The 3,186-nt window shown below is 51.5% G+C and carries 2 rRNA genes; both read left to right on the top strand.

Going from position 1 to position 3,186, the window contains the following annotated elements:
- The first annotated feature begins 17 nt into the window (after window positions 1–17).
- Window positions 18–2,926, top strand: a 23S ribosomal RNA gene (locus PR761_RS17100).
- Window positions 2,927–3,064: 138 nt separating this feature from the next.
- Window positions 3,065–3,180: ribosomal RNA gene (gene rrf, locus PR761_RS17095) — 5S ribosomal RNA — on the top strand.
- The last annotated feature ends 6 nt before the right edge of the window (window positions 3,181–3,186 follow it).

The following is a 3,186-nucleotide window of genomic DNA, read 5'->3' as shown; positions in this document are numbered from 1 at the left end:
ACACCTTCGGGTTGTGAGGTTAAGCGACTAAGCGTACACGGTGGATGCCTAGGCAATCAGAGGCGATGAAGGACGTGCTAATCTGCGAAAAGCGTCGGTAAGGTGATATGAACCGTTATAACCGACGATATCCGAATGGGGAAACCCAGTGCAATCCGTTGCACTATCGTTTGATGAATACATAGTCAAACGAAGCGAACCGAGGGAACTGAAACATCTCAGTACCTCGAGGAAAAGAAATCAACCGAGATTCCCCTAGTAGCGGCGAGCGAACGGGGAACAGCCCAGAGTCTTAATCAGCATTAGCATCAGGAGAACGGTCTGGAAAGGCCGGCAGTATAGGGTGATAGCCCCGTATCCGAAGGTGTTAGTGTTGTGAACTCGACGAGTAGGGCGGGACACGTGTTATCCTGTCTGAATATGGGGGGACCATCCTCCAAGGCTAAATACTCCTGATTGACCGATAGTGAACCAGTACCGTGAGGGAAAGGCGAAAAGAACCCCGGCGAGGGGAGTGAAATAGAACCTGAAACCGTGTACGTACAAGCAGTGGGAGCCTTGATTTATCAGGGTGACTGCGTACCTTTTGTATAATGGGTCAGCGACTTATATTCTGTAGCAAGGTTAACCGTATAGGGGAGCCGTAGGGAAACCGAGTCTTAACTGGGCGAATGAGTTGCAGGGTATAGACCCGAAACCCGGTGATCTAGCCATGGGCAGGTTGAAGGTTGGGTAACACTAACTGGAGGACCGAACCGACTAATGTTGAAAAATTAGCGGATGACTTGTGGCTGGGGGTGAAAGGCCAATCAAACCGGGAGATAGCTGGTTCTCCCCGAAAGCTATTTAGGTAGCGCCTCGTGAACTCATCTTCGGGGGTAGAGCACTGTTTCGACTAGGGGGTCATCCCGACTTACCAACTCGATGCAAACTACGAATACCGAAGAATGTTATCACGGGAGACACACGGCGGGTGCTAACGTTCGTCGTGAAGAGGGAAACAACCCAGACCGCCAGCTAAGGTCCCAAAGTCATGGTTAAGTGGGAAACGAAGTGGGAAGGCTCAGACAGCCAGGATGTTGGCTTAGAAGCAGCCATCATTTAAAGAAAGCGTAATAGCTCACTGGTCGAGTCGGCCTGCGCGGAAGATGTAACGGGGCTAAACCATGCACCGAAGCTGCGGCAGCGATATGTAAATATTGTTGGGTAGGGGAGCGTTCTGTAAGCCTGCGAAGGTGTGCTGTGAGGCATGCTGGAGGTATCAGAAGTGCGAATGCTGACATAAGTAACGATAATGCGGGTGAAAAACCCGCACGCCGGAAGACCAAGGGTTCCTGTCCAACGTTAATCGGGGCAGGGTGAGTCGACCCCTAAGGCGAGGCAGAAATGCGTAGTCGATGGGCAACGGGTTAATATTCCCGTACTGGTGATAATTGCGATGGGGGGACGGAGAAGGCTAGGCTGGCCGGGCGACGGTTGTCCCGGTTTAAGGATGTAGGTGGGTGAATTAGGCAAATCCGGTTCACTATACACTGAGGTCTGATGACGAGTCACTACGGTGGCGAAGTAGCTCATGCCCCGCTTCCAGGAAAAGCCTCTAAGCTCTAGATTATCATTAATCGTACCCCAAACCGACACAGGTGGTCAGGTAGAGAATACTCAGGCGCTTGAGAGAACTCGGGTGAAGGAACTAGGCAAAATGGTGCCGTAACTTCGGGAGAAGGCACGCTGGCATTAGGTGAAGTCCCTTGCGGATGGAGCTGAAGCCAGTCGAAGATACCAGCTGGCTGCAACTGTTTATTAAAAACACAGCACTGTGCAAACACGAAAGTGGACGTATACGGTGTGACGCCTGCCCGGTGCTGGAAGGTTAATTGATGGGGTTATCCGTAAGGAGAAGCTCTTGATCGAAGCCCCAGTAAACGGCGGCCGTAACTATAACGGTCCTAAGGTAGCGAAATTCCTTGTCGGGTAAGTTCCGACCTGCACGAATGGCGTAATGATGGCCAGGCTGTCTCCACCCGAGACTCAGTGAAATTGAACTCGCTGTGAAGATGCAGTGTACCCGCGGCAAGACGGAAAGACCCCGTGAACCTTTACTATAGCTTGACACTGAACATTGAGCCTTGATGTGTAGGATAGGTGGGAGGCTTTGAAGTGTGGACGCCAGTCTGCATGGAGCCAACCTTGAAATACCACCCTTTAATGTTTGATGTTCTAACGTGGCCCCATTATCTGGGGTGCGGACAGTGTCTGGTGGGTAGTTTGACTGGGGCGGTCTCCTCCCAAAGAGTAACGGAGGAGCACGAAGGTTGGCTAAGCATGGTCGGACATCATGCGGTTAGTGCAAAGGCATAAGCCAGCTTGACTGCGAGAGTGACAGCTCGAGCAGGTACGAAAGTAGGTCTTAGTGATCCGGTGGTTCTGAATGGAAGGGCCATCGCTCAACGGATAAAAGGTACTCCGGGGATAACAGGCTGATACCGCCCAAGAGTTCATATCGACGGCGGTGTTTGGCACCTCGATGTCGGCTCATCACATCCTGGGGCTGAAGTAGGTCCCAAGGGTACGGCTGTTCGCCGTTTAAAGTGGTACGCGAGCTGGGTTTAGAACGTCGTGAGACAGTTCGGTCCCTATCTGCCGTGGGCGTTGGAAGATTGAAAGGGGCTGCTCCTAGTACGAGAGGACCGGAGTGGACGCACCACTGGTGTTCGGGTTGTCATGCCAATGGCATTGCCCGGTAGCTAAGTGCGGAAGAGATAACCGCTGAAAGCATCTAAGCGGGAAACTTGCCTTGAGATGAGTCTTCCCTGACTCTTTAAGGGTCCTAAAGGAACGTTTAAGACTAAGACGTTGATAGGTTGGGTGTGTAAGCGTAGCGATACGTTGAGCTAACCAATACTAATGAACCGTGAGGCTTAACCTGACAACACCGAAGGTGTTTTAGAGAGATGAAGTTGAATTCAATAAAGTGAGAAGCCGAAAGGTGAAGGACACAGCAGCTTGTTCAGGATTGATGTTCTGGTTTAAGATAAAAGACTTAAACGGGAATAAACAGAATTTGTCTGGCGGCAATAGCGCGGTGGTCCCACCTGACCCCATGCCGAACTCAGAAGTGAAACGCCGTAGCGCCGATGGTAGTGTGGGGTCTCCCCATGTGAGAGTAGGGAACTGCCAGACATTAAA

This window comes from Providencia sp. PROV210 (assembly GCF_028479445.1).
In the GTDB taxonomy this organism is placed as follows: Bacteria; Pseudomonadota; Gammaproteobacteria; order Enterobacterales; family Enterobacteriaceae; genus Providencia; species Providencia rustigianii.
Note: the sequence above shows the minus strand (reverse complement) of the source record. Positions and strands in the feature narration are given on the sequence as shown.